The sequence below is a fragment of the Absicoccus intestinalis genome (assembly GCF_033971885.1).
Taxonomy (GTDB): Bacteria; Bacillota_I; Bacilli_A; order Erysipelotrichales; family Erysipelotrichaceae; genus Absicoccus; species Absicoccus intestinalis.
Genome location: NZ_JALBUS010000011.1, coordinates 1 through 25584 on the forward strand (window position 1 = coordinate 1; position 25584 = coordinate 25584).

The window sequence follows — 25584 nt, forward strand, 5'->3', positions numbered from 1 at the left end:
TTATCTGCCATGGTGCAGTGATATAAAGACAATATGTAAATAAACCCGTTATGATACAAATAACTGTTTGTTCACAACGGGTTTTGTTTATAACATCATAGACACTGATTTATCTGACGCTTACCTTCTCTGAAAACAAAAACGGTTGTATAATATGATTAAATAAGGTGATATACAATGTTGACTGAGAAGAAAATGAAAAAGATAGCATTGCCTGAATGCGTGGAGATGCTTGGAAAAGATTTTGTATATCAACGAAAAAATTTATGCTGTGATTGTTGGGGATTTAATGATGATGGTCTGTTTGAATATACCTTGTTAGTCCCTAAAGAGACAAGAGAAAAACCTATAGGCCCAAATGATAGGAAAATTTGTATAGATGATTCACATTTCTTTGACTATTTTGCACAGGTAATTGTCGATCCGCAGACTGGAAATGTCGAAAGAGACTATGAACACAGTAAACTTACAGATAATAGGGCCATGAAAACAAACAGTGAGAATTGAGCATGTCTGAGAGCATTAAATTAATTTACAAGATCCTCAAGATACTTGAGCGGTCTATGGATTATCCCGAATTCGATATTAATAGACTAGACTCTGAAGTACTTTGTGTTTCTGTTTTCAGGGGGTCTGAAATAAGCTCTTCTGAAAACTTTATTACTCCAATCAGAGAATAATGTATCCTTCTTTTATAATTATAATTTTATGTTCTGTAAAAGATCGAATATCTTTGAATTGATTCATTGTTCGATAGGACTGGAAAAATTCGGTTGTACACAACAAATAGAGAAGAAGTCCACTTTTTTATTGGATCTGAAGGCTTTATACGAGGTTAAATTCATGAAGAACAGTTTTGAATTATTCATTTTTAATTTGATATATGGATTCATCATCCTTTCTTTGGGATTATTTTTATTGAAAACGAAGCACTCAAGTAGAGTGATTTTATTTATTTCAGGAGATTATTCTGAATTAGACCCTCGCAAAGTTTGTCATATCATTGGGAAGAGACTGGTTGCTTTAGGCATAGTATTATTTCTAATCATTCCTTTTGATTTTTGGAAACCTTCAATTTCTTTTTATGCAATTTGTATTATAACCATTTTGTGGGTGGTATATCACACTTGGGATCTAACGAAAAATAGGGTAAATTATAGGTAGACTGTATTTTTTATAAAAATATTTAACACATGAGTTTCAATGTAAGCAATCAGAATACACAAATTAGTTAACATCTTTTTTTTAAGAATTAAGCATTGTATGTTTTGGTTTGCAGAGACCAAAAATTGTGCCCGTGAAAACCAAGGTAAATGCAAAAATATTTGCAGAGATTATGAAACTGCCAGTGAAGCATGAATAATTATTGCAAACATAAAAACTCTTCAAAATAAAGCTTTTGAATGCGTCAAAAAATATCTACCTAATATAGTTATAACAGGTGCATATGATGTGGAAGACAAAATCGATGAGTATGACAAAAGGTTTGGTGAATTCCCTACTATGGCGTTTGAGGAGTGCGAGGAAGAAGTATAATCCAAATGACAGTACATTTTACTAAAGAAATGATAGAACTATGGAACCTAGTATTGCTTTATATTTTTGGACAGGATGTCATAGTGGATGCTCAAGAAAACATCAAAAAAGCGTTTGAAGAATTCAAGAAACTCTATAAAGAGCAACAAGAATTAGAGATAAGATTGGGTTGCTAAAAAAATGGTGACCTTTAGATAAATGAACAAAGCACAATTTAAGCGATTAGGTTTTCAGGGGGTCTGAAATAAGCTCTTCTGAAAAACAAACAAATAGAGTAAGACAGAAGAAGGTGAAATGATGCTATTAGAAAAAGAGAAGAATTGGATATTAGAAAATATGCCCAATGGTAATGAAATCATACATATGAAAAATCCAAATGATGTGATAGGCGCATTATGTGACTATTCCGTAGCAGCGATGACACCCGACGATGAACCTACTCAAAAGACATACGAGGCGGAAGCTATCATGGATTGGATTGCCAACGATGACGATGACTGGCCTGAATGGGATGGTAGCTAGTCATGTCTTAAAGCATCAAATTAATCTATAAAATCCTAAAGATCTTAGAGAATTTAATGGATTATTCAGAACTTGATGTTGAGGTTTCAGTGGACCTGAAATCAGCCCCACTGAAAGCGGAAAAGGGGTATCAAAAGGCTTAAGATATGAAGTGGAAGAAGGGTTCTCAAAAGAATTTGGTGGAGATCCTAAGGATTGGCAACATGTAAAGGGTTTTGGACTAATTGATTTTTATGAGGAACAAAGACCTGCAGAAGTACATTGGTTTCAAAACAAAGATGTAGGAAAAGTCAAATTTAAAATAAAGGAATGGCTAAAATGAAAGTAAAATGGAAAGGAAAAACGAGTTTCCTTATGCTCACTCACAATAAGGTATACGACGTTATTTCTATAGAAAAGGATTGGTATAGAGTTATTGATGACTCTGGTGACGATTACCTATATCCCCCAGAGTGGTTTGAGGTTGTAGACTCGAATATGAAAGATGTTCCTGTAAAGAATTAAGGTAAAAGGGAATCGCAGAAATAATTAATTAGCACATCTGAAACGGTGTGCTTTTGGTTTCAGTGGACCTGAAATCAGCCCCATTGAAATCTTTAAGCTATGCTATTGTTAGAGTGCGAAAGATAAAAGACCCTATCCTATAAAAGAAGAGGTCATAAGTAAAGTCCAAATGATTAACATTTAACTTTTATCTTTCAGTTCCTTGACAGCTAAATGTTCTTTGGATGGCGCGCGGGCCCACTCGTTAGCGCACACAAGGGATTAGGCCTCAGAGTATCGAGCGCATCGCTCGAAAGTGTCACACCTATGGGCTTGTGAAAGAGCATTGACCTGCACCGGTTCAAAGTGCAGGAAGGAGGTAAACGACATGAGTAAATTAAAAGAGCTTGTTAAATGGTCCAAACTGATCAACAAGCTCTTGAAGGAATTAATAATAATTGTCATGTATGTGGCTATCATTATTAAAATTATTGAGGCTTTATTTTAAAACCTCTTTTAGTATAGCATGTCAAAACATATATGAAGAAGAAAAATATTTTAAAGATGATCATTGAATTGATTGTTCAAGTGATCATCGCAATTCTAAATGTGGCGATCATCATCATGATCGTTGCTTATTGGTTTCAGTGGGCCTGAAATCAGCCCCACTGAAAGCACAAGATGCAAACGATAGTAATATGACATTAGAAGAATGGATATTAAAAAACATTTCAGATTATGCAACTACTTATTCGGCGTTGAACAATCAATTTTCAGAGGTAATACCAGAAATAAATAACGCACATAATGGAACGAGTTCAGAATATGTTGATGATGTTTTGAAAAAGGCAGGTGTTAAATTATGAGAGTAGATCCTAATAGTAGAAAATGGGCTAAACACCCTGAATGGTTTACACATGAATTGGGACATATGTATATACCAACGAGCGAATGTCCTGATGATGTAAAAAAAGCCATGGATGAATATAATTCTTATACATATTCGGAAGAGTACAAAAAAAGCAAAATGAAGAAGCACGATTGAGGTTTCAGGCCCCCTGATACTAACATTGAAAAACAAATGAAAGGAGCAGATGGGATGTATTATAGTCGGGAAGAGGCTGAAAAAGAATATGGTCAGTTATCTGATTTTTATAAAAATGATCCAAAAAGCAAAATATGGGAAGCTGGATCCATAGGGAGATTTGGTCCTACATTCTTTTCTTTTGACAAGATAAAAATCTATCAATTTTGGGAAGACTTTCCATGGAACTTGACCGATGAAGAGATTTATATTTTTACGAAAGAAGATCCTAGAATGGTGGCATTACGCGGTTGTGAAATCGTTGATGGAAAACTTATCAATCATAATTTGGAGAGCCGGAATGACAAAAGATGATTATGAGGTTATTTTGTATCGGCTGTTGGGGTTTCAGGGGCCTGAAACCATAGGCGCCTTAAAAGACTTTGGAATGGAATTTGAGGTGATACGATGACACCAGATGATATTAAGATGCTAGATTGTATCAAAAAAAGTTGGGGTTTGATCCAACGGATAGAAAAGAATTGCATAACGCTTTGGATGAATATTATGGACCTATTGGCTCTGAAAAAGACCAAGACTTATCTTCTGATCTTGCAATCGATGATAAGCCAAGCACTTGGAGTAAGCTTTCCCTAGAAGAAAGTGAATGGCTTCACAAAAATCATCTAGTAGCTTTTTAGTGGTGATAATGAATCATGTGCAGACATATTTATGCAGAAAAAATTGATCATGTATATGATGATCATTAAATACAATGCAGGGCGGAAAGAATAGTATGTACCTGCATTTTTGTGGCAAAATAGAAAGGGAAGTTATGCACGTGAAAGATCGTAAGCGTCAGATTAAATAGTAGATTTCCATTCATCAATAAATCTTCAATAATTTTGGTGAATACAATGAAAGTTTTTGGACCAGCTCCAAAAACTTTCATAAATTCTAGATTGGAGTCTAAATGATAAGAAGGTTGAATTATCTCCTATAAAACAGGTGTATATTGAAATTTAAACGGATCAGGAATTTGTCCACACCCCCAACGGGTTGATTATATATTGGCATGAACACGAAGTTGGAGTAATACAATTAGATTTTTATTTTGGTTAGTACAAAATTCGAAATGTCCGCTGGAAGCCATAAATCTAGTATAAATGTTGATAATCTATGGAAAGGAATAATAAAAAAGATATAGGCGTTGCCCCCGCCATAAAGGGCAGAGGGGCGCCTATATCGATAATCGGATTATCATAGTATTACATTTGTTTCAATTCTATAGATAAATAGGATTGAATGAAAATTCCCGCTTTAGAAGCATGATCTACTGATATTTCGAAATAATATATTACTGGAATTTGAAAGAATGATCAATTTGCTTAATAATGTCATTCATAACGGATGAAATAAAACCGCAAACATTTTGACTCGTATCTAGTCATAAAGTTGCGATTCGTTTTGATTGTTTTCCTAGAAATAAGATGCGGTTCTATAATACTGTAAGTGTACCTTTATGTAGTAATTGTGCTCGATGACCACGGGTGCTTCATCTGCCATGTCATGAAGGCATATACTTTATCTCCTTTGTATTTTTTATACAACCTTTCATTTTTATAGCTTGTTTTGCAGAAAAACAAGTCGGATCATATAATATGAAATACTTCAGTAATGGAGAGAATGTGAACAGTTGAATGTTGGTTGTCTAGTGAAGAATCGTACATATTGCTGGTTGGTTTTCCAAACCGGATCAATGAAAGATCCAATTTTATCCTATTGTGTCTTCATGCTTTCAAGGAAAAAAAGATGCACATTTTTGGGTGCATCTTATTGGTTTATTCATCAACGATCGCAATGGTTTGTACGTCATAGGTTTGTAGAACATCCACCATTTCTTTGGTGATGATTTCACCACTGACTGCAATTGGAATTGCAGGTGGACAAGATACGGATGGTTCACTACAAATATGTCCAATGGCTTCGGTTACGGGGACGAATGCTTGACGACTTAAGATAGCTTGGCGAATCGAAAGTTTTCGTGTTGGCTGTACCTGGAACAAAGCTTGTTGCGTGGATGGTAAAGGTTGTTTGTGTGGTGTTTCCAGTAGGGTTTGTTTTAAGCGTTTAAAATCGATGGGACGATTTTGTGGGGTAAACATGCAAACAAGAAAATCACTATCTGCGAATTCAGGTTCGGCATGATGGGCACGCAATCGTTCGGCGAGTTCATAGCCATGGATGCCCATTTGTGAAGCATGGATCGTTACCTTGGTTTTTTCTGAAGGTAAAACCGGAATGTTTGCTTGTATTAGTTCTGCTTTTAATTGATCTAGTTTTTGAATTAAAGTTTTTAATTCCGAACGAAAAGAAGTATCTAAATAGGCATTGCATCGATCTAAAGATTGCAAGATCAAATAGGATGGACTGGTTGACCCAAATAACATCATGGATGCTTTGGCCATTGGACCAACTTCTTGATTGGCTTGCTGGGAAAGGTGCAAATAAGAGCCTCCTGTTACGACAGGAAGGGTCTTATGGGCAGAATCGCAACTCATATAGGCGCCTAGGTCGATAGGATGTTGGGATTCGGGTAAAAAGTGTAAATAGGCACCATGTGCATTATCGACTAATAAGGGTACATCATATTCTTTGCAAACTTCAGCAAGGGCTTTGATATCGCTCATTTGACCGAGATAATCCGGACTCGTTATATATACGCCAATGGGTAAGGTATTGGCTTGTTCGAATTTTTGTTTGACCTGTTCCGGTGTTACCACAACAGAACAAATGGATACTTGTTCTTCGTTAGGCATGATCCAGTCAATATCAATATCTAATAGGGCACAGGCATATAATAAAGCTTTATGGGCATTACGGCCGGCTACGATATAAGGTCTGGTTTTTAATGGTTTTCGTTTGTATGCCAGGGCAATCATGGTACGAATGCTGAGACTCGAACCTTCCGCAGAATACAATGTTTTTCCGGTATGGAAAAGCTTGGATGCATTTTCTTCACTTTGAGCAATAATGCCATCGGCTTCATAAAGGGCATCGGCCCCTTTGATTTCTGTAATATCCAGGCTTTCAAAACCAAGAATATTTTGGCCTTTATGACCAGGCATATGTAGTCGTGATGTGTCACTTTCTTGATAGTTTTTGACAAAATCACAAATTGGTGTCTTCATCTTTGATCTTTCCACCAGTTGGAACCTTTTCTTTATATATGCGTACCAAAGTGCCACTGAGCAATAATAAGGCAATTAAGTTTGGAATAGCCATCAAGCCATTGGCGGTATCGGCTAGATCCCATACAAACTCTAAGCCACCAACAGAACCTACAACAATGAAGGCAATCCATATCCATCGAATAGGTAAAACTGCTTTTTTGCCCCAAATAAATTCACCTGAAACTTCACATAGGAAGCTTGAAGTGATCAAGCAGCTATAACCAAACAAGAACGTACTGATCAAAATGAAATAATTACCGATGGATCCTGGCAGGAAGGTCGAGAATGCATGCATGGCTAATTCTGTACCGGACATGCCACTGACCCATTTTCCCGATAATATAATAACGAGTCCCGTTACTGTATTGATGATCATTGTATCTAGGAATACTTCCACAATGCCCCAAAATCCTTGGTTTTCAATATAGTCCACATCGGCCGAACAGTTCAGGGTTGGACTGGATCCCATACCGGCTTCGTTTGAGTTTAATCCGCGGGCTAAGCCGACAGTCATAATTTGCATGACGGTTGCTCCGGCAAATCCGCCAGCCGCTCCTTGTGGTGTGAATGCACCTATGATGATCGAGGCAAATGCATGTGGCAATTGTGGTAAATGTAAAATGACGATCATGGTACCAATGAAGATATAAATTAGACTCATAAGTGGGGTTAGCCATTCACATACGTTACCAATACGAGTGATTCCACCTAGAATAACTATGGCTGTTAGGAAAGCCATCACAATACCAGATGCCAATGGTGGAATATGCCATTGGGCTTGAATGCCTAATACAATACTGTTGGTGTCGACGATGGCGCTACATACCATGTAGGCAAAAATGGCCATAATACAAAAGAAATAAGCCATCCATTTGGATTTTAATCCTTTGTAGATGTAAAACATGGCTCCACCAATGTATTCGCCACGTTCATTTTTTTCACGATAATATAAGCCTAATGAAATTTCGGCAAATTTGGTTGCCATGCCAAAAAAAGCCGATAACCACATCCAAAATAGAGCGCCAGGACCGCCAGTTGCGACCGCTGTAGCAACACCAGTAATATTTCCCGTTCCAACGACACAGGCAATGGAGGCAAGTCCGGCTTTGGCACTGGCAATCGTACCTTGTTCGGTTTGACGTCGATGGTCTTCTTTCATTCGTCCCAAAGTTACTTTGCGAATATCTTTGATTCGTGATAGTTGTGGGAATTTCAAACGTACAGAAAGAAAGATACCGGTTCCTAATAAGAGGACAATCATGATTGGCCCCCATACGATATCATTCACAAAACTGTTAACTGAATTAATGATCTCCATTTCTCTTCTCTCCTTTATGTATTGATCATACTTCCATATTTAATCATAGGTAGAATGAATATGCTAATAAAAAATAGATGTATTCATTTTTTTCTATGGAACAGTGAAAGATGTGTATGCTTTTAAATGAAGGATTCAAAAATGAAAAACCGGCAACACATTAGATATTGTCGGTTGATTCAAAACAAGCGTTTTATCCAATTATTTAGTCATGGTATGTTGTAACGCGAATAATTCCATCCAGTGTTTTCAGTTTTTGAAGGGATTCCGCTAATGGTTCTTTGTCTAAATCCAACATCGTAACGGCAACATCACCGCGTGATTTATTAATCATGTTTTCAATGTTGTTGGTTTCGGAGAAGCTATCTGTAATCTTACTGATCATTCTTGGTTTATTGACATGGATCACCGAAACACGATAATTGTGGTTCCATTCCATTTCGCATCGAGGCAAGTTGACTGAATTGACAATATTACCATGTTCCAAGTAGTCCATAACTTCTTTGGCTGCATTTACGGCACAATTTTCTTCACTTTCTGCTGTTGATGCACCTAAATGAGGAATAGGAATACAATGTGGATGACCAGCTAGTTTTGGTGTTGGGAAGTCAGTTACATAAACGGCAACTTTTCCAGAATCTAATGCTTCTAGCATATCTTCTTCATTGACCAATCCACCACGTGCCATGTTTAAGATTTTCACACCATCTTTCATTTGGCTGATTGTTTCTTTGTTGATGGTATTCATCGTATCTGGCGTTTGAGGAATATGAATGGTAATGAAGTCGGAGTTTTTCAAGACGCCTTCCAATGTGTTTTCATGTTTGACCCAACGAGACAAACGCCAAGCGGCATCGACAGTCATATAGGGGTCGTAACCATGAACTTCCATGTCAAAGCGTAAAGCTGCATTGGCTACACGACGGCCGATGGCACCACCAACACCAATGATACCTAAACTTTTTCCGGCCAATTCATTACCGGCATATTTTTTCTTTTGTTTTTCCATATCTTTAGCAAGATTTGGATTGTCTGTTTGGCTTTTTGCCCATGTGATGGCATTGTAGATATCACGAGATGCGAGTAACATGCCGGCAAAGACTAATTCTTTAACGGCATTGGCATTGGCACCTGGGGTATTAAATACGGCAATACCTTTTTTTGTACATGTTTCAATATCGATATTGTTGACACCAGCTCCAGCACGGGCAATGGCTTTTAGGTTTGGATTATAGTCGATATCGTGTAAATTGGCACTACGTACGACAATGGCATCTTCATTGGTTTTATCATCGCCAATTTCGTATTGATCGGTAAATTGATCCAATCCAGCTTTGGCAATGTTGTTATAGAGTTTGACCGTGTACATTATGCATTCTCCTTTTCGAATTTCTTCATAAAGTCAATCAAATAATCTACAGCTTCTTCGGTAACGGCATTGTAGATACTTGCACGCATACCACCAACCGAACGATGGCCTTTGATATTCGCAATACCAGCTTTTTTTGCTTCAGCAACGAATTTCTTATCTAATTCATCATCACCGGTCACAAATGGAACATTCATAAGTGAGCGGTCTTCTTTGTTGACATTGTTTGTATACAATTTTGAATTATCAATGTAGTCGTATAATTTCTTAGCTTTGCGTTGGTTGATCTTTTCCATGTTTTCCAAGCCACCAATGACTTCTTCTAACCATTGGCAAGTTAAGCCAACCATATAGATGCCCCAAGTTGGAGGCGTATTGAACATAGAATCTTTTTCGGCATGTACTTTATAAGACAACATGCTTGGTAATTTATCTTGATCTGCACGATCTAATAATTCTTTTTTAAGAATAACGATGGTTACACCGGCAGGTCCCATATTTTTTTGTGCACCAGCAAAGATCAAATCATATTTTGTGACATCAACGGGTTCTGAGCAGATGCAGCTAGATAAATCGGCAACTAATAATTTTCCATCGTGTGGTGGTAATTGTTTATATTTAGTTCCAAAAATAGTATTGTTTTCGCAAATATAAACATAATCCGTTTTTGGATCTAAATCTTCTTGTTTGATTTTTGGAATATATGTGTAGTTATCTTCTTTACTAGAAGCTGCAACATGAACATAACCAATTTTCTTTTGTTCTTTGATGGCTTTCTTTGTCCACTGTCCGGTATCGATGATATCAGCACCATTTTGTAACAAGTTCAATGCAACCATGAAGAATTGCGTAGAACCTCCACCTTGTAAAAATAAAATGTCATAGTCTTCGGGGATGTCCATCAAGCGACGAAGGCTAGCTTTGGCATTATCTATGATTTCTTTGAACTCAGCAGATCGATGTGACATCTCCATGACGGACATACCACTTTCGTGATAATCCAACATTTCGGCTTGGGCCTTTTTTAATACCCATTCGGGGATGGCAGCGGGTCCGGCTGCAAAGTTATAAACTCTTGTCATTTTTTATACTTCCTTTCGTGACTGTACTTTTTTTATTATACGTATTCAATCAATAAATGCAAGAGAAATGTTCATAAAATAAAATCAAATGTATACATTTGGTGTACATTGCTTTATAGCTTTGTTTTGTTATTTTTCAGTGTTAAAATTGATTCGTGGAGGTGATATCTATGGAGAAAATTACACAAGAAAAGTTGCAAGATGCCTTGCAAAATCAAGATTCTTTTTTAGCATTCTATATGGATGTAGAACCCGTTGATTTAGCACTAGCTATAGAAAATCTAGATGATGACGATATTCAAAAGATTTGCCAATGGTTAGAGGATGAGCCTTTGAGTGAATTGATCGAAGATGCCGATGATGATTTACGACTTCGTTTATCTTCTTTCATAGATGATCATCGCTTGCTTTCTGTATTTAACTTTATGCAGAAGGATGATATTGTCGATATTATTGGTGATTTGCCCACTGGCCGAAAGAAAGCATTGATCAATTTAATGCGTTCGGGTGATCAAAAGATTATTAAAGAATTGTTGAAATATCCAGAAGAATCGGCTGGTGGTATCATGACCACTTCCTATATTGCTATTAAAGCCAACTGGACGGTTGCTCAATCTTTACAGCGTATTCGTGAAATTGCAGATAAGTCCGAGGTTATCGAAACGTTATTTGTTATCGATGATACGAAACGTTTGATTGGTGAAGTAGATCTTCGTAATATGTTGGGTGCACAAAAGGCACAGCGAATTTCAACGATTATGGATGATTCAGTTATTTCCGTTCAACCTGAAGTGGATCAGGAACAAGTGGCTCGTTTGGTTTCGCGATATGATTTAACTTCCATTCCGGTTGTCAATAAACGAGGAGCTATCTTAGGTATCATCACAGTCGATGATGTCATTGATGTTATCGTTGAAGAATATGAAGAAGATATGTTACAGATGGCCGGAGTCAATCGGGAAGAGGATCTTTCAAGTACTTTATCCGAATCAATCCGTATGCGATTGCCTTGGTTGATGGTTAATTTATTGACGGCTTTTTTAGCTTCGTTTACTGTTAAGATGTTTCAAAATACAATTGAACAAGTTGTGGCTTTATCCGCTACCATGACCATTGTAACAGGAATGGGTGGTAATGCTGGAACACAAACGATGTCGATTTTAGTTCGTGAGTTAGCGAAAAGAGAAATTTCTTTAAAAGAAAATTGGAAAGCTCTAGTAAAAGAATTGCTATTAAGTGTTGTAGATGGTGCTGCAACCGGTATTGTTACGGCTATCATTGTGTATTTTATGTATGGAAATTTCTATTTGGCTTTGATCATTTTTATTGCCATGATTGGTAATTTATTGGTTTCTGGTTTATTTGGCTTCTTGGTGCCTTTAGGTTTAAAGAAGTTACATGCAGATCCAGCTATTTCATCGACGATATTTGTTACAACGGCAACGGATGTTTTAGGCTTTTTTATTTTCTTAGGTTTAGCAAAATTATTTATATCGCACTTAGCAGGAATGTAGAAGTATGAACGTTTTAATGAGAATTTGGTTTGTAACCTTTTTAGTAATGTGTGTATTTGGATATTTGATGAATCAGGTCCAACCCATCACGACTCTATCTAAAAAAACGAGTGCCAGTACCAACACGGATTCGTTTACGGTCATGGGTGTAGGGGATAATCTTTTGCATGATGTGATTTTTCGCAACATGGATCAATCTATGAAAGATGTCGACTACAATGATTTCTATAAAACAATTAAAAAATATACAACAGCGGATTTAAACTATATCAATTACGAAACGATTTGTGCGGGCACAAAGAATGGCTTATGGTTGGATGGTTATCCTTCGTTTAATGGACCAGCCAAATTTAATGATGCCGTTGCGAATGCTGGATTCAATTGGTTCAGTCTATGCAGTAATCATACCTATGATCGGGGAACGTTGGGTGTGCAGACAGAATTGGATTATATCCAAAAACATTGTAAAGATGTTACGGTAACGGGTGCTTATCAAACCAAGAAGGCATCTGAAACACCGACTGTTGTGAAAATTCATGGAATTCGGGTTGGTTTGGCAAGTTATGCCTATGGATTTGAGTCTCAGCCGGATGATCCGGATACAGCCTGGATGGTCAATAAAATCAGTAAAACAAAGATTAAAAAAGATATGAAAAAGTTGAATAAGGTCAGTGATGTGCAGATTGTTACCATGCATTGGGGCACGGAATATCATACCGATGTCAACGATATGCAAAAAGAGTATGCGAAATTATTGAATTCGTTAGGTGTAGAAGTGATCATTGGTACCCATCCGCATGTGATCGAACCGGTTGAATGGATTCGGAGTGATAAACAAGATACATTGTGTTATTATTCTTTGGGTAATTTTATAAGTGCGCAGAATGCGAATGATAATATGATTGGTGGTATGGCATCTTTTAAGGTGACCTATGATCATGATAAGAAAAAGGCGACGGTCAGTGATGCTGCATTTACACCAACCATCACATATTATGATTCCAATTATAACAATTATCAGATGTATACCATTCATGAATGGACGAATAAAAAGGCAAAGACACATGAAGTTACGGTAAGTGAAGGACAGGATATTTCGAAAGAATATGTGCAAAAATATGTTAAGAATGTAATGAAGGATGTAAAAGGAGTAAAGATTGTTACAGAATGACTAATCGAAAAATAGTAGTAGAAAATCGAAAAGCGCGTCATGAATATGAATTGTATGATCGTTATGAAGCAGGTTTGGAATTAAAGGGTACGGAAATCAAGAGCATTCGTTTGGGGAAGGTTCAATTACGAGATAGTTATATTAGTATTCGTAATGGGCAAGCATTTATCAAGGGTATGCATATTTCTCCCTATGAATTTGGAAATCGATTCAATCATGAAGAAGATAGGGATCGTCGTTTGTTGTTGCATAAAAATGAAATCTTAAAACTGGATCAAGCCACACGTATCAAAGGCTATACGGTGGTTCCCGTTTCTTTGTATCTTTCCAAAGGGTTGGCAAAAATGGAGATTGCGTTAGCGAAAGGTAAAAATTTACATGATAAGCGTGAAGCCAATAAAGCTAGAGATGCCAAACGTGAAATTCAAAAGGCCTTGAAAAATCGATACTAGAATGGTATGATTAAGTACCTTTTGGGGGTGTATTTTTGGTATTCGATGAGTATTTGTTTGGATACTGCCACAGTCGCGAAGGAACGCGTTATAACCAAAAAAATTTAACTGCTAAAAACAAATTGGCTAATGTATTTGGTGCAAACCAAAGCATGGCTTTTGCTGCTTAATTGAGTCGTAGATAGACCTTGCAGCCCGGTTGACTGATCTTTGCTTTCTTTGTCAGCAACACGCGTTCATACTAAGAAGATATGGATAAGTGATCATTCTAAGCTTGTCATGAAAATTCTAGAATGGCATCAATGAGCAATCGTTTCTATCCGGTTCCATTGATCATAAAGATAGAAAAAACTGTAAACGCAATATCGTGGGACGATGCTTAGACAGGAGTTCGACCCTCCTCACCTCCACCAAAGGAAATAAAGCCCTTTCTATAAAGGGCTTTTTTGTTATAATCATGGAAACTTCTATGAATTGCTTTTATGTCAATATTGAAAAAGAACGCATTCAACTTTTCGCTGATAAAACAAGAGTAAAATCCTAGACACATGTGCAAAATTTGAATACTATAATAAGTGAAAAGAGGAAATGCGTATGTCAAAGAAATATTTAATTGTATATTATAGTCAATCAGGTAATACGAAGTCTGCTGCAGAATTGATCCAACATGTCGTGGATGCTGATCTTTGTGAAATTGAAGCGCAGGATCCCTATCCAACCAATTATAAAGAACTATTAAAACGGGTTCGGAAAGAAATGGATGCAAATGTTGATGTGGCCTATAAACCTGTATCCGTTGATGTATCTTCGTATGATGTGATTTTCGTAGGTACTCCAAATTGGGGTGGAAAAGTAGCCTTGCCATTGGCGACATTCTTGAAACAACAGGATCTATCCGGTAAGACCGTCTTGCCATTCCTATCACATGGAGGTGTTGGCAAACAAGATATTGAAGATGATTTGAAAGAATTATGTCCAGGGGCTAAAGTGGGCTCGGCCTATTCTGCTTTTCAAAAAGTCGAAGAAGATGATGTCGAAGATGTTATTGCTTGGATGTATCAATATATCGATCGTGCATAATATTTCTAAAAATCCATCGGTTTATCTGGTGGATTTTTTTAATGAAGGAAGAAACAAAAACACGATCAAGACACATTTTTTAGACAGATCATTTGTTAGGATGCATACGAAGAAAGGAATGAATCGTATGTATATGACAATAGAAGAAGCAGAAGCTTGTTACGGTCCAATGGTTCGTTTTTACAAAGAAAAGTCGAATGAAATGATTTGGCATACGTATCCAGTGAAAGAAAATTTTGTGACTTATTTTTTTAGTTTTGATCGAAAAATTATTTATGAATTCTGGACTGATTTCCCTCAGAATTTGACGGGTGAAGAAATTTATACATTCACCAAAGAAAATCCGAGGATGGCAGAATTGCGTGGTTGTCGGATCATACATGGTAAATTGAATTGTGAATCATGAAAAAGGATGGATGAGAAGTCCATCTTTTTTATGTTGTATACAGGGATGCTACTTTATTGATGTCTGTTTGTTGGATACCATAATAAGAACCAGCCGACTGCATAACGGAGATTTCAGAATCATCATGATCCAAACCAATGGCATGTCCCAATTCGTGTTCAGCTGTATGGATGATACGATCTGTGGTATAGCCATAATATGGGTTTTCAATCAAATAATAAGAATTCAATGTGATCGTTGCATGGGTCATTTGATTGGTCAATACATTTCGCTCTGTTTCGGTAAGACCAGCTGCTTCTGAATTGGAATCGGAAGTATCGCTAGCGACAATATCTGCATTGGATGCATCATCCGTTATGGTAAAGGTGAATACACCCGTATCATTCCAATTTTGGATGGCTGTTTGATATGCCGAATGTAAGGCTTGATTGGTCGATCCAATATAAATAGTAGCGGTATTTGATGGCCATTTGATACCGGTATAATAGGAATACGTATCTGTTGTTACGTTTGTATTGTTGTTGGTCAAATAACGAACAATATCATTTTTTGTTGATGTGATGGATTTCGCCAATTGTGAATCACTATTTTGGGCATAGAGGTTAAAACCTGCCAAAAGTATAAATACAACAAGGGCAATCTTAAAAAGGCCCCAGATCAAATGCAGAACAATGCGAAACAGAAAAACGGGAATGTAAAATATAGTTTTCCAAATTTTTTTCATTGTATATCCCTCTTTTCTGGTCTTGAAACAGTATCAAGTATACCTTAAACCGGCTTTAAATTTAAAAAACATTTTAAGAGTCCCGTTTTTTGGATATGTCACATTCTATATTGATCATAGAAAAGGGGTTCGTTCTATACGAACAAAGGAGACAAAAAAATGAAAAAGGGATTTAAGATCATGATGTGTGCAACGATGATCCTGTCCATGGGATGTATGCCGATTTATGCACAGTCAGCAAGAACTGAACAAATGGTGGAAGTATCGATGAAACACAAATATTGGCGCAGTGGAATGTATAAAATAGGTAGTGATTTACCGGCTGGTGAATATTATTTAAAAGGGAAAGGATATTGGGAAATTGATGCAGATGCCTCGGGTGAATTTGAAAGTATCCTGGCCAATGATAATATAGATCGAGCAGCTATTGTATCGGTTTCTGAAGGACAATATCTCAAAACAGTGGGTCGAATCAAGATCTATACATATGGCGATCATCCAAAGATCAATGTACATAAATCAGGAATGTTCAAGGTGGGGGTCGATCTTCCGGCTGGAGAGTATCAATTGGTTGTTGATAAAAAAGCAAAAAATTTAGAAGATACAGGCTTAGGTGGTTATTATGAAGTATCTGCAGATGCAACGCATCAATTGGAAAGCATCATTGCGAATGGTAATTTTGAAGAGAATACGTATTTAAGTGTATCGGATGGACAATATCTAAAATTAAACAATTGTCATATTTCCGAATAAAGTGAGGATCTTCTCGCTTTTTTCGAAATGAAATCCGCTCTTTTTGGAAGCATGGCATCTATGGTTGTATTACAATATACATATGAAACAAGAAGAAATGTGGCAGGCCATTATACATTGTGATGCGTCCTATGATGGTAAATTTTATTACGGGGTGAAAACAACAGGGATATATTGTCGTCCATCCTGCAAATCAAGAGTTCCTAAATTAGAAAACGTATGTTTCTTTACCAGTCAAAAAGAAGCGGAAGAAGCAGGCTTTCGTCCTTGTAAACGATGTCGACCGGATATCTTTTCGTATGATCCGATTGAAACGTTAGCCAGCCAAACAAAAGAAATCATTGATCAGCATTTTCAGGATCCAACCCAACTGAACCTGCATCTGAAAAATATGGGGGTCACCCGAAAACATGCGTCAGCCGTTTTTAAAAAGCAATACGATATCACGCTTTCCGATTATATCCGACAAACCCGGATGGCTTATGCTCGACAATTACTGCAAGATGGGTTGAGCATATTGGATGTTTCACTCGAAGTAGGTGATTCGAATTTATCGAGTTTCTATGATCAATTTCATCGTGAAATAGGTATGAGTCCGGCTCGGTATCGACAGATTTTTGCGAAAGATATCAGTCGGACACAAATAGAAACGCCGATTGGAAATCTACAGATCATGGCTTCAAAAGAGGCGATTTTATGTATTGAACAGTCTTCAATATCCATAGATCCGATGATTCATGCCGATGCTTCGGGAAAATGGATCGAAGCATGTTGTAAAGAGCTGAAAGAATATTTTGATAAAGAACGAACTTCCTTTGATTTACCTCTTGCGTTAGAGGGCACGGATTTTCAAAAACAAGTTTGGCAACAACTACAAACGATTCCTTATGGCCAGACACGAACGTATGGTGAAATTGCCGCCCAAATTGGGCATGCTAAAGCGAGTCGAGCTGTGGGTATGGCCAACCACAATAATCCGATATTGATTTTGGTTCCTTGTCATCGTGTCATCGGTGCCGATGGAAGTTTGACTGGCTATGCAGCCGGATTGGAAGCAAAGAAATATTTGTTGGCATTAGAAAAAATGATAAGATAGCTATATGCAAGAATTATTGATGCGATATATTCGAATAAGTTTGGTGTTATTGATGGTATGGATCGGCAGTAATGTCTATGTGATCAAAAAAGGCATGGATATAAAAACACCATTTTTTCAAGATCATAAAACTGGAATCATGATGATCGTTGGTATTTTATGGAATGGGATCTTTGTGATCTTATTTATGTCTTTGATCGTGCCAACCATCTTGGATTCTTCTTATTTACATGCGCATGCCTATCCAATGATCGTTGGAAAGATCACGCAAATGGAACATCAACAAGTAACAATACAAGGAGAAGAAGATCGAATGACCTTGGATATGAATTTGAAAAACCATAAAGTAGGAGATCCGATTCAAGTGCAGTATTTACCAAATCTTCATAAAGGAATAGAAATTGAGAGGTGAGACCATGCATCGATCGATTTTATTTGGACAATTGAGTTTGATCATCTGTTGCATCTTTTATTTGATTTGGTGGAGCTTATGTTACAAACCCGGCCTAGTCGTAGATCGTATCCATGGATTTCGTGGTGTTTTATTATTGATCACGGCCCTTTGTGGATTGGTTGGCGTTTGTCTAAGTATGCACGGAATGAGTGAATTGACGATTCGACATTCTATGTTTTCAGGTTCAAGAATCATGGGTATAGGCATCTTTGTGTATATTGTGCTTGTATTGATCACGTTTTTTGGCTTTCATCGGCCAGTGACAACCGAACTTTTCCTCATTACAGGTTGGTTGATCTTAGAAATGTGTTTGATCAATGCTCTATATGGCGCACAGATCCTATCTATTTCGCGATTTTGGAACTTATTCTTTGTTCTAATGGTAGCTTTTGTTGTGAGCATCCTTTTGTATATACTCTATTATCGTATGGAAGCTATGAAGGCTTATTATGCAGCCATGATTCCTTTAATGACAGAAGCAATCAGTATGATTATTGTTTTGATCTTGAGTTTTTAATGATCGAATGCTCTATGGCTTTGATCATTTTTTTTGCACGCTTTTTTTGGGCACGAAGAGCAGAAGAAGATAATTCTTGCTTATCAAAGCGATCATATTCTTCCGTATAGGTCACAAGACAATGGTTTTCATCGATAGGCTCTAGACGATAATGCAGAACGGATGTATCTAACGATGTCGTAAAGTGGACCAGATATTCTTGATCCGATACGAGTTTTTTGACATGGACCTTGATCATGCTTCCTTGTCGTTGAGTCGATTTTTTCTTATATCGATATCCACAAGACAGATCGGCTTCCGTCACGGTTTGGTGCGTCACATTTTGAATGTCATTGATCAACGATTGAAGCAATACGTGATAAAAATCATGTGCGCTTACTTTTAATTTCATCTGTATTTCCATAGTTTACACCCTTTCTGCCACGCCAATCACTTTTCCCATACAATAAATATCTTGACCTTCTTCGAATGGAATATCGGTATATTCTGGATTTATGGAATGGAGATGATCCTTTTGAAATTGTTTGATCCATACTTCACCATTGATGACAAAAATACCCATTTCATTTGGTTGAATGGTTTCTTGTTTGTGAACGAGAACATATTGACCATGATGAAATTTGGGTTCCATACTATTGCCATCGACCTGTAAGACATAGTCCGCTTTTTGTGCTTGTGGACCATCGATAATTTCGATGTTTTCTGCTTCATTATCGAAAATCCAATTTCCTAAGCCCGCACTTGGTCGTGCACTAAAAAAGGGGATTGTCCGTGTTGGAAGGATGGTTTTTTCTTGACGCTGACTTTCAATGGTGAGCAAAGCTAAGATGGCTTCTTGACCAATTGAATCTAAATGGCGAAATTGGTGGATCATTGTTTTTTCTTTTGAAGTGCACACAAACGCTTCGTCTATATGACAATCCAATAAGTCGGCCGAAGAAATCTCTAAGACTTTACACAGTTGTACGATCTTATCGGCATCGGGTTTATTGAGATCACGTTCCCAATTACTGATCACACCTGCCGATCGGACACCCACCTTTTTGGCAAGATCTTTTTGTTGATAGCCATGTTGTTCACGCGCTTGTTTAATTCGTTGTCCTAAACTCATGCTCATTCCTCTTATGGATACTATACTTTTTTTTAGTCTTTGAATCAAGAATAACTTGAATCAATATTTGACAAACAAGATTAAATGATATACATTGAAGTTGTTCAAGAAATACATGAATGGATTCATGACATAAATAATGTCAATTCTACTTATATACTGACAATGGAGGAGGAATTAAGATGAATATACATAAATTACATTACAATTTAAATTTATTGGTTTTGGCTTTGGGAAAAGTACTGGTATTGGGTACGGTTGAATTGGTAGCAGTTTTGGCTATTTGTGAGTATTGCTTGCGTTGATATGTTATACTGGATAAGAAGAGAGAAGAAATAGATTAAGCAAAAGGACAAGTCGTATACTTGTCCTTTTGTGCTTATTGGAGCAAGGCTTCCAGATCTTCTTTTGAAATGGTTGTATTGCTCATTTGTTCACCGGATAAAATATCATCGGCTAATGCTTGTTTCTTTTCTTGAAGATCGAGAATCTTTTCTTCAATTGTATCTTTGATGATGAGTTTATAAACGGTGACATCATTCTTTTGACCAATGCGATGGGCACGGTCAGTTGCTTGGTTTTGTGCAGCTGTATTCCACCAAGGATCATAATGAATGACGATATCAGCACCTGTCAAATTTAATCCTGTACCACCTGCTTTTAAAGAAATAAAGAAGACAGGTACCTCATTTTTATTAAAGGCATTCACGCGATCGATACGAACATTTTTCTTAGTTGATCCTGTGATTTCATAATAGGTAATTTGTTTTTCTTGGCAGTCTTTTTCTAATTTTTCCAACATGGTCGTAAATTGAGAAAAGACCAAGATCTTATGGCCACCTTCGATTGCATTTTCAATGAGATCCATACAAGCTTCTCGTTTGGCGCTGCCGCCATCATAATTTTCTAAACAAAGCGATGGATCGCAACAAACCTGACGAATGCGCGTCAACAGGGATAAGATCTTAAAGCGTTGTTTTTTGAAGTCTTCATCATTGGTTTTTTTCAATAATTGTTGTAGCTTGCTAACTTGTCCATTATAGACATGGGTTTGTTTCTTATCCATAGAAACATATTGCACTTTTTCCAGTTTATCTGGTAAATCTTTTAAGACATCTTTTTTCAGTCTTCGCAAGATAAATGGTGAAATCATTTTGCGTAGTTGTTCCAAATGCTGTTGGTCTTGTTGCTTTACGATCGGAATTTCCATATTTTTGCGGAAATAATCATAACTATACAAGAAGCCAGGCATCAAATAATCAAAGATGCTCCATAATTCTTGCAGTTGATTTTCGATTGGTGTTCCCGTTAAAGCTAAACGACATTGACTGTTGATCAATTTTACCGATTTGGCTGCAGCTGTGGTGTGATTTTTAGTATATTGTGCTTCATCGATGATTTCATAATGGAAATGAACATCTTCGTATTCGGCAATATCCCGTTTTAATAAATCATAAGACGTCACTAAGACATCATAGTTTTGATAGTTGCCAATGATTTCTTTTCTTTCTTTTTTCGTACCACTTACCAATGCGGTTTGAAGTTGTGGGGCAAAACGCTCGATTTCGGCTTTCCAGTTATAAACAAGCGATGCCGGACAAATCACTAACGAAGGCGAAGGTTGTTCTTCTTTATGAGAAGCTAAGACGGTGATTACCTGCAAAGTTTTGCCAAGCCCCATTTCATCGGCCAAGATACCACCAAAATGATAGGCTTCCAACGTTTTGATCCATTGATATCCTTCTTCTTGATAAGGGCGCAGTTGGGCATGCAATTCTTTTGGCAACGCAAACTCTTCATTCTTAAATTTTTTGATCGTATTTTTAAAGCTCGCATCCTTACGTTGACGTAGATCATTTTTTTCTGCCAGCATGCGATCCAGATAAAAAGCTCGATACATAGGAATGTTCATTTTGCCAGAAACCAATTGTTTTGGGCTCATATGCAACGATTCCATCATTTGTTCTAGAGATTGTAAGCTTTGCGCATCCATTTGAACAAATTTACCAGAAGACAGACGATGATAGGTCTTTTTTTCTTTATAATGTGACAAGATCTCAATGAGATCTTCTTGACTTAGATCATCACTCGTGATTTGAATATCCATTAAGTCACTGTCTACCGATACGCCAACTGTGATCTTTGGTTTGGTGATGATTTGGAGGCGTTCAAACCGTGAGGTGGCTTCAACCGTTCCATATTGTAAGAGCATATCAATGCCTTCGGTTAGAAATTTGTAGATATGATCGTCATCTTTGATACAAACCATTTGTTTATTTTGATATTGAAAATCAAAGTCTTGCAGAATTTGAAAGATTTCGGTTTCCCGTTCGATATAGCGATGTTCTCGACGAGATGGATCGTAGTAATAACCTTTTGTATCTAGTGTGATTTCATCGGTCATACGATAGTGTTTTTCATCATAGATGGCATCAATGGTACAGATCATATGATCATCATCGGCATCCAGATAAAACGTAAAGTCTGGTTCTGGTGGTAAGATGGCCTCAATCGTTTCTGGTTCAATGATTTCGACATGCGACGTTTCTTGGATCTTTGGCAATTGATCATAGTAAAAATGAGCTAGATGCTTGTTGCCAATTTGGAAAGTGATGTCATCATTTTCATCATGAGGTATATGGATAAATGAGTTAGCTTGTTCCAAAGGAATGCGATAAAGAGTATTTTCTTTGAAATAATAGCCATAGCGGATGCCTTTAATAATTGTTGGTACATGGCCTGTGACTTGTACGCCTTGCGTAGATTGATTTTGCATCAAGGGTTTAATCGTAAAAGAAATATCCAATTGGGTTGTTTTGGTTTGGATGTGTTTCTTTTCATATTCCACGGGAATGGTTTGCGCAATATCATAAAAAGCGTCAATTGTCTGGCCGGAAAGGTCAATTTCGGCACCAATATGCAGTGGTTCATATCCATACCGAACGGGTGTGTTTTCTCGTTCAACAACTTTGGCTTCAATCAATTCCAGTAAGGGAATGTATTCGGGATCAAAGCTTTCTTTATCCAACTGAAATTGCGTTTTTTTACTAATTACATACGGCGTTTGGGTATGTAAGTTATGGACAAAGCTAGAAAAAGATCGAATTTTATATAAGCGTTGATTTCCTAGCCAAACGGAAAAGGATAGGGAATCGATGTCAACATTTAAATGAGGCACTAATTTTACATGATGATCTATATTGGTGGTTTTTGTCGTATTAAATGTTTCTAAAAACACAAAGCCATTGCGATCGGTCCGATCACCGGGATTGTTTTGTAAGATATATTGGATCGTTAAATATAAAAGGGCGGCTTCGTGCTCACAAATGGGCCGGGTATGGTTATAGAACGTGTCATAATTGTTGTGGCAATCAAAACTACGACAATTTAGGCGTTTTACTTCATTATGTCGTAATTCGAGATAGGCACTCATGTGATTCTTATAGTAGCTTTGTACTACCAAATATTGAGTTTGATCTTCATGGGACCATTCACTGATGGCGAGTCGGGGTTCATCAATGGTCATCGAATGATCATTGGCCAATTGTACCCCTTTTTGCCATGTAGCATAACGAATCGGAAGGGAATTTAATATTTGTCCCATATTAAAAAAATAGTCTTTTTTGGAAAAGGCTTCTTTAATTTGAGGCAAGATCTGTACTTGGAATTTTTCTAATTCCTTTTCGGTGGACTGGGTCCGTAATTGATCTTCATAGGCAAAAAGTACAGCGGCTTCGTGTTTACAATAATTGTGGTCTTCCGCAAAGGGACAGCTACAGTCCATATGCAGAAAAGATTGTTCGTCTTCATTGAATTGAATGGTCACAAAATACGTATTATAGCCATCGACTTTGGCACGCAATGTATGACCTTCTTTTTTTAAGTCATAGACTTGACCAGAGTAAAAATAGGATTTACCACGATTTAAGATTCGAGTGGGGAATAAGTGTTTCCATTTCATTTGCATCACCATTTCAATTATATCAATTTCTGTAGTATAATAGAAAAGCTTTAAAATGTTATAACATTTAAAGGAGAGCCTATGAAAACAAATCATATACAATCGTTATCTTTGGATGAATTAGAAAAATTAGCTGCTTCCATTCGTGCTTTCTTGATTCAATCTATTTCGCAAACGGGTGGTCATTTATCCAGCAATTTAGGTGTGGTGGAATTGACCATTGCTCTGCATTATGTGTTTCATTCGCCCCAAGATCAGATGATCTTTGATGTGGGGCATCAATCGTATACACATAAGATCTTGACAGGACGAATGGATCAATTTTCAACATTGCGACAAAAAGATGGATTGTCCGGTTTTCAAAAACGAAAAGAAAGTATCCATGATCCTTGGGAAGCGGGTCATTCTTCAACGTCTTTATCGGCTGCTTTGGGTCTGGCCATTGCTCGAGATATGCAACACAAAGATCATCAGGTCATTGCCATCATTGGTGATGGAGCCTTAAGTGGTGGGATGGCTTTTGAAGCTTTGCAGGATATTGGTTCGAAACAAAGGAAGATGATCATTGTTTGTAACGATAATCGCATGTCCATTTCGGAAAACAATGCCGGCTTTGAAAAGGGATTCTTGGATCGTTCTTTATTTGCGTCGTGTGGTTTGGATTATGTGGGACCTTTAAATGGGCATGATTTGAAGGCATTGATCCAAACGTTTGAATCCATCAAGGATCATCAAGGGCCCATCGTTGTTCATGTATTGACTCAAAAAGGCAAGGGGTATCCATTGGCCGAAATTGATATGGAAGGAAATTGGCATGGTGTGGGTCCGTTTGATGTGGCAAGTGGAAAAATGAAGAAGAAGAGTGGGTATTCTTGGTCTGCATTAATGGCGGATGCTTTGATGGAACTGGCCCAAAAGAATGAAAAGATCGTCGCTATTACGCCGGCCATGGCCCAAGGTTCTAAATTGTATGGTTTTCAAAAAGCGTTTCCAGATCGTTTTTTTGATTGTGGGATTGCTGAGCAGCATGCCATCACGATGGCCAGTGCCATGGCCCAAGGTGGTATACGCCCTTTTGTGAGCGTATATTCTTCTTTTCTTCAACGAGCTTTTGATTCTTTGTTGCATGATGCTTCACGAATGGATCTTCCCATTGTGATTGGTTTGGATCGCGCCGGTTTAGTGGGAGCCGATGGCGAAACCCATCAGGGTGTTTTTGATATCCGGATGATGGAAATGATGCCACATATGGTTTTAAGTCAGCCAAAAGATGGCAAAGAAGCTCGTGATCTTTTGTATACGGCGTTTAGTCAAAACCATCCCTTTGCGATTCGATATCCTCGAGGTAGTGTAGAAAAAACGGATACGGCTTTTGAGCGTATTCCCATTGGTTCTTGGACCAAAGAAATCGTGGGTTCGCATCCGGTTTGTATCGTGATCACGTATGGTTCCAAAGTGGATGTATTGATTCAAAAAGCGAAGGAAGAAAATTTATCTTTGGTTGTCGTCAATGCGCGTTTCTTTAAGCCTGTGGATCAAAACATGTTAACCGAATTGAATCGGATGGATCTTCCGATTCTTGTATGGGAAACGGATCAAATGGGAAGTTTATCGGATTCGGTTCGCCGAACGATTTGGAAACCAATCACGGTATTTGGGATTGGTGATCATTTTGTCGAACAAGGAGATATTCCATCTTTGGAAAAAGCCGAACAAATTGATGTGGATGCAGTCATTAAAGTTGTGAAACAGAAAAACTTTCGTATACTTTAGATAGA

The 25584-nt window shown here is 37.4% G+C and carries 27 protein-coding genes and 1 other RNA gene; 20 read left to right on the forward strand and 8 right to left on the reverse strand.

Annotation, left to right across the window (positions count from 1 at the left end; all coding sequences use genetic code 11):
- The first annotated feature begins 177 nt into the window (after nt 1-177).
- From MOZ64_RS07610 to MOZ64_RS07645, 8 genes are all read left to right on the forward strand, one after another.
- Nucleotides 178-507 carry a hypothetical protein gene (locus MOZ64_RS07610; protein ID WP_320325979.1) on the forward strand — a complete coding sequence of 110 codons (330 nt, stop codon included), beginning with the start codon at nt 178-180 and terminating at the stop codon, nt 505-507.
- 1034 nt (nt 508-1541) lie between these two features.
- Entirely contained in the window at nt 1542-1712 is a 171-nt protein-coding gene (locus MOZ64_RS07615) for a hypothetical protein (protein ID WP_320325980.1), read from the forward strand.
- Nucleotides 1713-1830: 118 nt separating this feature from the next.
- Entirely contained in the window at nt 1831-2058 is a 228-nt protein-coding gene (locus MOZ64_RS07620) for a hypothetical protein (protein ID WP_320325981.1), read from the forward strand.
- Nucleotides 2059-2209: 151 nt separating this feature from the next.
- Complete coding sequence (locus tag MOZ64_RS07625) at nt 2210-2380, forward strand: hypothetical protein (protein WP_320325982.1); 171 nt, start codon at nt 2210-2212, stop codon at nt 2378-2380.
- Nucleotides 2381-3239: 859 nt separating this feature from the next.
- Nucleotides 3240-3407: a hypothetical protein gene (locus MOZ64_RS07630; RefSeq protein WP_320325983.1), complete on the forward strand. Its 168-nt coding sequence runs from the start codon at nt 3240-3242 to the stop codon at nt 3405-3407.
- Entirely contained in the window at nt 3404-3586 is a 183-nt protein-coding gene (locus MOZ64_RS07635; protein WP_320325984.1) for a hypothetical protein, read from the forward strand. Before MOZ64_RS07630 ends, MOZ64_RS07635 begins: the two co-directional genes overlap by 4 nt.
- A gap of 36 nt (nt 3587-3622) precedes the next feature.
- Nucleotides 3623-3940, forward strand: a complete 318-nt coding sequence (locus MOZ64_RS07640) for a DUF7675 family protein (RefSeq protein WP_320325985.1) — start codon at nt 3623-3625, stop codon at nt 3938-3940.
- Between the two features lie 122 nt (nt 3941-4062).
- Nucleotides 4063-4266, forward strand: a complete 204-nt coding sequence (locus MOZ64_RS07645) for a hypothetical protein (RefSeq protein ID WP_320325986.1) — start codon at nt 4063-4065, stop codon at nt 4264-4266.
- Between the two features lie 1140 nt (nt 4267-5406).
- On the opposite strand, the gene MOZ64_RS07650 is transcribed toward MOZ64_RS07645, so the two are convergent.
- The 4 genes from MOZ64_RS07650 to serC all read right to left on the reverse strand — a co-directional run bounded on the left by MOZ64_RS07650 (nt 5407) and on the right by serC (nt 10567).
- Nucleotides 5407-6756: an aminotransferase class I/II-fold pyridoxal phosphate-dependent enzyme gene (locus MOZ64_RS07650; RefSeq protein WP_320325987.1), complete on the reverse strand. Its 1350-nt coding sequence runs from the start codon at nt 6754-6756 to the stop codon at nt 5407-5409.
- Complete coding sequence (locus tag MOZ64_RS07655; protein ID WP_320325988.1) at nt 6737-8116, reverse strand: alanine/glycine:cation symporter family protein; 1380 nt, start codon at nt 8114-8116, stop codon at nt 6737-6739. Before MOZ64_RS07655 ends, MOZ64_RS07650 begins: the two co-directional genes overlap by 20 nt.
- A 205-nt stretch (nt 8117-8321) precedes the next feature.
- A complete protein-coding gene (locus MOZ64_RS07660) occupies nt 8322-9485 on the reverse strand; it encodes a 3-phosphoglycerate dehydrogenase family protein (RefSeq protein WP_320325989.1) in 1164 nt (387 codons plus the stop codon).
- Nucleotides 9485-10567 carry a 3-phosphoserine/phosphohydroxythreonine transaminase gene (serC, locus tag MOZ64_RS07665; protein ID WP_320325990.1) on the reverse strand — a complete coding sequence of 361 codons (1083 nt, stop codon included), beginning with the start codon at nt 10565-10567 and terminating at the stop codon, nt 9485-9487. Before serC ends, MOZ64_RS07660 begins: the two co-directional genes overlap by 1 nt.
- Nucleotides 10568-10737: 170 nt before the next feature.
- Between serC and mgtE the strand changes: the two genes are divergently transcribed.
- From mgtE to MOZ64_RS07695, 6 genes are all read left to right on the forward strand, one after another.
- Nucleotides 10738-12081 carry a magnesium transporter gene (gene mgtE, locus MOZ64_RS07670; protein ID WP_320325991.1) on the forward strand — a complete coding sequence of 448 codons (1344 nt, stop codon included), beginning with the start codon at nt 10738-10740 and terminating at the stop codon, nt 12079-12081.
- A gap of 4 nt (nt 12082-12085) precedes the next feature.
- Nucleotides 12086-13252 carry a CapA family protein gene (locus MOZ64_RS07675; RefSeq protein ID WP_320325992.1) on the forward strand — a complete coding sequence of 389 codons (1167 nt, stop codon included), beginning with the start codon at nt 12086-12088 and terminating at the stop codon, nt 13250-13252.
- On the forward strand, nt 13249-13704 hold the full coding sequence (smpB, locus tag MOZ64_RS07680; protein ID WP_128519453.1) for an SsrA-binding protein SmpB: 456 nt from the start codon (nt 13249-13251) through the stop codon (nt 13702-13704). Before MOZ64_RS07675 ends, smpB begins: the two co-directional genes overlap by 4 nt.
- A 23-nt stretch (nt 13705-13727) precedes the next feature.
- Nucleotides 13728-14117: a transfer-messenger RNA gene (ssrA, locus tag MOZ64_RS07685) on the forward strand.
- A gap of 181 nt (nt 14118-14298) precedes the next feature.
- Nucleotides 14299-14784 (forward strand): flavodoxin, encoded by a 486-nt coding sequence (locus MOZ64_RS07690; RefSeq protein WP_320325993.1) that lies wholly within the window; start codon nt 14299-14301, stop codon nt 14782-14784.
- Between the two features lie 118 nt (nt 14785-14902).
- Nucleotides 14903-15190, forward strand: coding sequence for a DUF7675 family protein (locus MOZ64_RS07695; protein WP_320325994.1), 288 nt, complete (start codon nt 14903-14905; stop codon nt 15188-15190).
- Nucleotides 15191-15218: 28 nt separating this feature from the next.
- On the opposite strand, the gene MOZ64_RS07700 is transcribed toward MOZ64_RS07695, so the two are convergent.
- Nucleotides 15219-15914 carry a M57 family metalloprotease gene (locus MOZ64_RS07700; protein ID WP_320325995.1) on the reverse strand — a complete coding sequence of 232 codons (696 nt, stop codon included), beginning with the start codon at nt 15912-15914 and terminating at the stop codon, nt 15219-15221.
- A gap of 159 nt (nt 15915-16073) precedes the next feature.
- Between MOZ64_RS07700 and MOZ64_RS07705 the strand changes: the two genes are divergently transcribed.
- The 4 genes from MOZ64_RS07705 (at nt 16074) to MOZ64_RS07720 (ending at nt 18734) form a co-directional block, all read left to right on the forward strand.
- Entirely contained in the window at nt 16074-16667 is a 594-nt protein-coding gene (locus MOZ64_RS07705) for an Rv1352/Rv1906c domain-containing protein (protein WP_320325996.1), read from the forward strand.
- 82 nt (nt 16668-16749) lie between these two features.
- Complete coding sequence (locus MOZ64_RS07710) at nt 16750-17763, forward strand: bifunctional transcriptional activator/DNA repair enzyme AdaA (RefSeq protein WP_320325997.1); 1014 nt, start codon at nt 16750-16752, stop codon at nt 17761-17763.
- A 4-nt stretch (nt 17764-17767) separates the two neighbouring features.
- A complete protein-coding gene (locus MOZ64_RS07715) occupies nt 17768-18175 on the forward strand; it encodes a hypothetical protein (RefSeq protein ID WP_320325998.1) in 408 nt (135 codons plus the stop codon).
- Between the two features lie 4 nt (nt 18176-18179).
- The gene (locus MOZ64_RS07720) at nt 18180-18734 is read left to right on the forward strand and encodes a hypothetical protein (RefSeq protein ID WP_320325999.1); all 555 of its coding nucleotides are present in this window, start codon (nt 18180-18182) and stop codon (nt 18732-18734) included.
- On the opposite strand, the gene MOZ64_RS07725 is transcribed toward MOZ64_RS07720, so the two are convergent.
- Both MOZ64_RS07725 and MOZ64_RS07730 read right to left on the reverse strand, forming a co-directional pair.
- Entirely contained in the window at nt 18709-19137 is a 429-nt protein-coding gene (locus tag MOZ64_RS07725; protein ID WP_320326000.1) for a DUF3284 domain-containing protein, read from the reverse strand. The genes MOZ64_RS07720 and MOZ64_RS07725 overlap by 26 nt on opposite strands.
- Nucleotides 19138-19140: 3 nt before the next feature.
- Entirely contained in the window at nt 19141-19845 is a 705-nt protein-coding gene (locus tag MOZ64_RS07730) for an XRE family transcriptional regulator (protein WP_320326001.1), read from the reverse strand.
- A gap of 182 nt (nt 19846-20027) precedes the next feature.
- Between MOZ64_RS07730 and MOZ64_RS07735 the strand changes: the two genes are divergently transcribed.
- Nucleotides 20028-20150, forward strand: a complete 123-nt coding sequence (locus tag MOZ64_RS07735; protein ID WP_320326002.1) for a hypothetical protein — start codon at nt 20028-20030, stop codon at nt 20148-20150.
- A gap of 74 nt (nt 20151-20224) precedes the next feature.
- Here the strand turns inward: MOZ64_RS07735 and MOZ64_RS07740 are convergent, their stop codons facing one another.
- Nucleotides 20225-23806: a DEAD/DEAH box helicase gene (locus MOZ64_RS07740; RefSeq protein WP_320326003.1), complete on the reverse strand. Its 3582-nt coding sequence runs from the start codon at nt 23804-23806 to the stop codon at nt 20225-20227.
- Nucleotides 23807-23887: 81 nt separating this feature from the next.
- Between MOZ64_RS07740 and MOZ64_RS07745 the strand changes: the two genes are divergently transcribed.
- Nucleotides 23888-25579: a 1-deoxy-D-xylulose-5-phosphate synthase gene (locus MOZ64_RS07745; RefSeq protein WP_320326004.1), complete on the forward strand. Its 1692-nt coding sequence runs from the start codon at nt 23888-23890 to the stop codon at nt 25577-25579.
- The last annotated feature ends 5 nt before the right edge of the window (nt 25580-25584 follow it).